The organism is Thiocystis minor, from assembly GCF_016653465.1.
GTDB classification, from domain to species: Bacteria; Pseudomonadota; Gammaproteobacteria; order Chromatiales; family Chromatiaceae; genus Chromatium; species Chromatium minus.
The window spans coordinates 1-5,806 of the sequence record NZ_NHSQ01000014.1 but is presented as its reverse complement, the minus strand read 5'-3'; the positions used below and the strand labels follow the sequence as shown (position 1 = coordinate 5,806).

At 62.9% G+C, this 5,806-nt stretch carries 6 protein-coding genes and 1 pseudogene; 2 read left to right on the top strand and 5 right to left on the bottom strand.

What is annotated here, in order from left to right:
* Positions 1 to 306: 306 nt before the first annotated feature.
* The 5 genes from CCR95_RS00595 to fliW form a co-directional block, all read right to left on the bottom strand.
* Positions 307 to 1,443 (bottom strand): RuBisCO large subunit C-terminal-like domain-containing protein, encoded by a 1,137-nt coding sequence (locus tag CCR95_RS00595; RefSeq protein WP_201090925.1) that lies wholly within the window; start codon positions 1,441 to 1,443, stop codon positions 307 to 309.
* Positions 1,440 to 2,039, bottom strand: a complete 600-nt coding sequence (locus tag CCR95_RS00590) for a Uma2 family endonuclease (RefSeq protein ID WP_201090924.1) — start codon at positions 2,037 to 2,039, stop codon at positions 1,440 to 1,442. The genes CCR95_RS00595 and CCR95_RS00590 overlap by 4 nt, the downstream gene beginning before the upstream one ends.
* Positions 2,040 to 2,141: 102 nt before the next feature.
* Complete coding sequence (locus CCR95_RS00585; protein ID WP_201090923.1) at positions 2,142 to 3,149, bottom strand: transketolase family protein; 1,008 nt, start codon at positions 3,147 to 3,149, stop codon at positions 2,142 to 2,144.
* Positions 3,149 to 4,093: a transketolase gene (locus CCR95_RS00580; protein ID WP_201090921.1), complete on the bottom strand. Its 945-nt coding sequence runs from the start codon at positions 4,091 to 4,093 to the stop codon at positions 3,149 to 3,151. Before CCR95_RS00580 ends, CCR95_RS00585 begins: the two co-directional genes overlap by 1 nt.
* Before the next feature lie 39 nt (positions 4,094 to 4,132).
* Positions 4,133 to 4,546 carry a flagellar assembly protein FliW gene (gene fliW, locus CCR95_RS00575; protein ID WP_201090918.1) on the bottom strand — a complete coding sequence of 138 codons (414 nt, stop codon included), beginning with the start codon at positions 4,544 to 4,546 and terminating at the stop codon, positions 4,133 to 4,135.
* Positions 4,547 to 4,797: 251 nt separating this feature from the next.
* Between fliW and CCR95_RS00570 the strand changes: the two genes are divergently transcribed.
* Both CCR95_RS00570 and CCR95_RS24915 read left to right on the top strand, forming a co-directional pair.
* Positions 4,798 to 5,487, top strand: coding sequence for a thiopurine S-methyltransferase (locus CCR95_RS00570; protein WP_201090916.1), 690 nt, complete (start codon positions 4,798 to 4,800; stop codon positions 5,485 to 5,487).
* Between the two features lie 99 nt (positions 5,488 to 5,586).
* Positions 5,587 to 5,806, top strand: a pseudogene (locus tag CCR95_RS24915) (IS110 family transposase); the annotation flags it as partial.

The window sequence follows — 5,806 nt, the reverse complement described above, 5'->3', positions numbered from 1 at the left end:
GCGCAGCGGCTCTTGGGTAAACTGGGACATGGGCGACCTCGTTTGGCTTCTCCGAAGCGTTCTTTGCAGAACACCAATTTTATCAATTGGTTAAACGAGTGTCGCCCATTTTTATGAATAATTCGGGTTAGGTGATTTCCTGAAAAAATCTACCCACAGAGAGGCTGTCAATCGACAGGATTAACACGATTTCGCAGGATGAACAGGATAGAAGTCATTGTTTTCAAACCTGTGAATCATGAAAAATCCTGTTAATCCTGTCCATTTAAAGGGTTGATTCCGGTAGAAACTTCCTCGGAAATCGCCTTAAGCCGTCAGTTCCGCGAACCGCCGGCAATTCGCGACCAAATCCGTCCCATGGGCATGCAGATCGCCACCGATCAGCAGGATGCAGTCGGAACCATAGAAGTCGGTTAATTCCGCCACCCGGTCCAGCCGCATGCCGCCGCCCGGAACGGGAAAGATCGTTCGCAGCTCGCCCATGGGGCGGGTCGCCCCCGCGACCAGATCGTGGCATTCTGCTTGAGTGAAGGAAAAACGCCCGCCCCAACTCGGAAAGATGGTCGCATCGGCACCCGCCAGCCGGTTGAACAGGCCGAAGAGCACGCCGTGCGAAAGGCCCGCGTCGGGATGCACGCAAAACGTCCCCTGAAAGGCCGGATGGCTGAGGATAGGCAAGGCGAGTGCATCGTCATCGGCCAGCGCGCGCATGGTGTCGAATCCGGCGAGTCCGGGGCAGAACAGCAGGCCGCCCGCCCCCGCCGCCTTGGCAAGGCGCGCGCGGCGTTCGATCTCGCCCGCCGGCGCGGTGACGTTGGGCAGATAGAGGCAGCGCTGGCCGGTCTCGCGATTGGCGCGTTCGACCGCCTCGGCACAGCGTCGGACGCGCTCCTCGTAGCGGCAGAAAGTCTGATCGCTGAGTCCGTGATCGTCCTTGATCAGATGAATGCCTCCCAGCGCCAGTCGATAGGCCAGATCCGCCAGCGCCACGGGCGAGAGCCCCATGGGCTTGATGGCGGTACAGAGCAATGGCCGGTCATGGACATCGACCAGCGCCCGCAGCCCGACCTGGCCGAAACGCGGGCCGCGATACTGGCGTGCCAGCGACTCAGGCAGCTCGAAACCGACCAGCCGCACGCCCGGCTTGATGCTGATATTGCCGAAGAGCACGTTGATGAGCTGGGTCAGCTCGCGTCCCGCCGCTTCGACCGGATAGCCGATCCGCGCCTCGAAACGCGCCTCGCCGACCGCTTGCAGCGACAGCACCCGACCGATGACTTGGTCGCGGATCGAGTCATCCGTGACCAATGCCTCGGGAAATTCGATGGTCTGCTCCACGCAGATGTCGCGGGCGCGCGCCTCGGCCTCGGCTGGCTTGCAGACAATGCGGTAGACGGCGGTAAAACGCTCGCCGCTCAACGAGAGTGTCTGGTCTTGCGTCATTCGGTCCCCTGCGCGTCAGTCCATGCGTCAGGCGTCTCGTCCCACTGGATCACCACCTCGGGCAGGATGCCAACCTTGGTCGCCCCGGTGAGTTCCTGAACGTCCGGCTTGCCGTAGACGCCCTGTTCGAGACGATAGATCATCAGGAGGTGCTCTTCGGGATGGACCAGCCAATATTCGCGCACCCCGGCGGCCTCATAGATCCGTCGCTTGGCGATATGGTCGCGCGAGGCGCTGCCCGGTGACAGCACCTCGACCACCCAATCGGGCGCGCCACGGATGGCATGAGGTTCGATTTTAGAGGGATCGCAGACCACGAAGACATCCGGCTGGAGGACGGTTTGCACGGCGTCATCCAGTTCATTCATGCGCGGAAAGAGGACATCGACCGGCGCGATGAAGGGTTGGCATGGTTTGCCTTGGAGCGCGGTCCGCGCTTGAGCGGCAATACTCAACACCATGCGCTGATGATTGACGCTCGGTGCCGGAGCCATGGCATACGCCATGCCATCGATCAGTTCGTCGCGCCGCTCGTTCGGCCAAGTCCGGTAATCGGCATAGGTCGATAATCCGGGCTGAATCTGCGTTTGTGCCATGCGGGAACCCTCATCGGTCTCGGTCCTCGTCAGTATAGCCGGCCGTCCGGCTCGCCCTCGTGGAGAGGAGCCGACGGCGGGTCGGCGATCCCAGGGCGCCCGTCACAAATCCTCGGTTTTCTCCAACGGGCGCATGGTCTCCAGACGAACCTCGGCCAGTGCCGCTTCGCTCAGTCCGAGCCGCTCGCCGCTCAAGGTCTCGACCGCCCGCACCAGGGCCATGGCGTCCAGATCATATTCGCGCATCAGATACTGGCGGCTCGCGCCATGCGCATAGGTGTCGCGCAGCCCGATGCGGATCAGGCGTTTGCCAAAACCCTGTTCGGCCATCAATTCGGCGACGGCGGAACCCAATCCGCCGACGATGCCGTGATTTTCCATTGTCACGACGCCGAGTCTGGCACCGTCGATCGCCTCGATCACCCGAGGATCGGCAAAGGGCTTGAGGGTCGAGACGTGCAGATGGGCGATGGAAAATCCTCGCTCGCGCAGTACCTGAGTCGCGCGCATCGCCTCCTCGGTACAGATGCCGCTGGACAACACCGCCAAATCGCTGCCCTCGCTCAAGACGCGCGCCCGTCCGAGCGCGATGGGCTCGGCGGGATCGAACAGCCGTGGCACCTCACCGCGCAGCATGCGGACATAGACCGGACCCGCGACGGATTGGGCGACATCCAGCACCGATTCCACATCGGTCGCGTCGCCGCATTCCAGCACGGTCAGGTTGGGCAGCAGACGCATCAGGGCGATGTCGTCGATGGCCTGATGGGTCACGCCGCCGGCGGTCGTGATGCCGGGCAGGAAGCCGATCAGACGCACCGGCAGATTCGGGTAGGCGATCGACATGGCGACCTGATCGAAGGGCCGCCGGCAGATGAAGACCGCGAAGGTGTGAACGAAGGGCGTGAAGCCCTCGCGCGCCAGACCGGCGGCGAAGCCCATCATGTTCTGCTCCGCCATGCCCATCGAAAAGAAACGCTCGGGATAGGCATCGCGGAAGCCGTCAGCCTCGCAAGACGAAGTGAGATCCGCCGAGATCACCAAGACCTCGGGACGGTCTTTGGCCCAGCGGATCAGATTGCCGTGATGGGGCCTTTGAATCGTCTCCATCACTTCGCCCCCTCGCGCAGATCGGCCAGCAGGGCCTGATAGGTCTCGACTTCCTGACCATCCTTGAAACGCACATAGTGCAGCTTGGGCGCGCGTTCGCGCAGCCGTTCGATGCCGCGACACGGGTCGGTGCGCGCGATGACCACCAGCGGGCGATTGCGCGGCGCGGTCGACTCGGCGGGCGCGGCCAGCGCGTCAGGATCGTGCCCTTCCACCTCGTGCACCTCCGCGCCGAAGGCCCGCAGGCGCTCGGCCAGCGGCTCGACGGTCATGACCGACGCCATGGGGCCGTCGCACTGTTGGGCGTTGGCGTCGACATAGACGCCAAGATTGCCGATCCGATGATGCGCCAGCGCGGCGAACGCCTCCCAGGTCTGGCCCTCCTGAAACTCGCCATCGGACATAAAGACCCAGACCCGCCCGGTCTCGCCGCGCAGCCGGCGCGCGAGCGCGATGCCGCCAGCCTGGCTGATCGCCTGCGCCAGCGAGCCGGCTGTGACCTCGTGTCCCGGCGAGTGCTCGGCGCCAATCAGCTCGACGGTACTGCCGTCCTGGTTGAACTCGTCCAGCGCATCCGGCCCGAGCCGCCCCAGTTCGATCAGCAGCGAATAGAGCACCAGGGCATAGTGGACCGGCGAGAAGATGAAGCGATCCAGCTCCGGCGCCCTGGGTCCGTTATAGTCGGCGCCGGTGAAGGCGCGCGGATTGGTGGCCGAGGGAACGCCGGCGAAGGGACGCGGCACCCGCGGCGCGGTGCTCGGACCAAGCCGCATCACCCGCAGATAGAGTGTCGCCAGGATCTCCGCCGAGGAGCACGCCTGACTCAGATAGCCGCCGTTGTTGGTCAGCGTATGTTCCAGCACGCGCCGACGGATCGCGTCGGCGACCTGTCGCACCGGGTCGCGGGCGGTCGCTTCGTTGAATTGCAGGGAGGCTTGCGGCATGGGGTCATGTCTCGGCTGGAAGGATCGCGAGGCTCGGCATCATTCGAAAATATTCATCTCGACCTTCGGCGTGGCCAGAATCTTCTGCATGCCCAGGCGCTTTTCCACATTGATCAGAATCGGTCCCCCAAGATTGGCATTGAGCCCAGGTTGCGCGTCCTGGGCGTCGGTTTCCCGCTTCCAAAGCATCAGGAACACCGCCACGTCATCCGAGGATTCGGCCTGGAGCAGGGTCTGTTCCTCGTCGGTCAGTTCAAGCATGTAATTCAAGCCATAGAGCGTTGGATCCACCAGCGTGAAGGTGACCTCCGGACAGTCGCGGGACTCCATCCAATAGACCCGCCCGGACTCGGTATCCGAGTGGAACAAGGCATAGCTGGTCTGGCTCTCGAAGCCAGGGATCCCTTTCGGGAAAACCAAAAGATTTGACGCGGCGGCGGTCGTGTCGGTCATGATCCAATCCTCAGTCTGGTGAACACGGAAAACCGCGACTGAAAATCGCATGGAAATGATTCAGGGGCAAGCGTTCCGAGCGTCGCGAACATTCGGGATGCTTGCTCACATGGCGAGACACTGCCCCTACGGCGGCGCCACCTATCCACCTTGCTTCTCCCATCTCGCCGCGTCGCCAGTCCACTGGAAAACGGCGATCCATTCACGGGCCAGGTTTTGAACCTCGCTCAAGCACCTGCACCGGAATTCGCATGACCACTCGTGACAACGCCTTATGGCAACAGTACTGGCGCGACCGCCGAACCGACTTTCACCAGAAAATGGTCAACCCGTTCCTGATCCGTTTCTGGCCCGGTCTCGGCCTGACGCCGGGAAGTCGCGTACTGGTTCCGCTCTGCGGCAAGAGTCTGGACATGCTCTGGCTCATCGAGCAGGGCTATCGCGTCCTCGGCATCGAATTGAGCCCACTTGCGGTTCGGGCCTTCTTTCGCGAACACCAGATGCAGCCCACGCGACGGAACGAGGGACCGCTCACCCGCTGGGGACATGGGAATCTCGGTCTTCTCTGTGGAGACTTCTTCGCGATGACGGAGGCGGATCTGGGGCCGATCGACGCCATCTATGACCATGCCGCCTTCACCGCGCTACCGGAGGACATCCGCCACCGTTACGTCGCCCATCTGAATGCGATCACCCCGGCGGCCCGCAAACTCCTGCTGCTGACAGCCGAGGACGCGGAGGAAGGCCAATCGCCCGCCCAGGCTTCCGCCGCCGCACCAGAAATCGCCGCCCTCTACGGCGAGCGTTTCGAGATCGAACTGAGCCACGTCGATCGCGTGATCGATGACGCTGCGCAAACGCCCGACGCGCCCCCGGAGTGCGTCTACTACAAGGTCTATCGGCTCAGTCAGCGGAACGAAGGTCTGAAGGCGCTGGCGTAGGATAATGGGATGGTCCGCCCCGCTCCTCCAACGCGCCCAGAGCGGGCACAATGAGCGATGTATGTGAAGCATCGTCAACCGAGGTAGCAGAGCAGACCAATGACAGAGTGTCGCAAAGAGCCTGTTGTCACGATGGGTATCGATCTGGCCAAGAACAGCATGCATCTGTACGGGGTGGATGCGCAGGGGCGTCAAGTGCTCAGCAAGAAGGTGAACCGCGGGACGTTGAGCGCGTTCATGGCGAATCGCCCACCGTGCCTGGTGGCGATGGAGGCGTGCGGGAGCGCGCACCATTGGGCGCGGGTGTTTCGCGGCTTCG

Excerpts from the sequence above, each read along its gene's own strand:
- CCR95_RS00595 (WP_201090925.1), bottom strand. The coding sequence starts at position 1,443 with ATGACGCAAGACCAGACACTCTCGTTGAGCGGCGAGCGTTTTACCGCC.
- CCR95_RS00590 (WP_201090924.1), bottom strand. The coding sequence starts at position 2,039 with ATGGCACAAACGCAGATTCAGCCCGGATTATCGACCTATGCCGATTAC.
- CCR95_RS00585 (WP_201090923.1), bottom strand. The coding sequence starts at position 3,149 with ATGGAGACGATTCAAAGGCCCCATCACGGCAATCTGATCCGCTGGGCC.
- CCR95_RS00580 (WP_201090921.1), bottom strand. The coding sequence starts at position 4,093 with ATGCCGCAAGCCTCCCTGCAATTCAACGAAGCGACCGCCCGCGACCCG.
- fliW (WP_201090918.1), bottom strand. The coding sequence starts at position 4,546 with ATGACCGACACGACCGCCGCCGCGTCAAATCTTTTGGTTTTCCCGAAA.
- CCR95_RS00570 (WP_201090916.1), top strand. The coding sequence starts at position 4,798 with ATGACCACTCGTGACAACGCCTTATGGCAACAGTACTGGCGCGACCGC.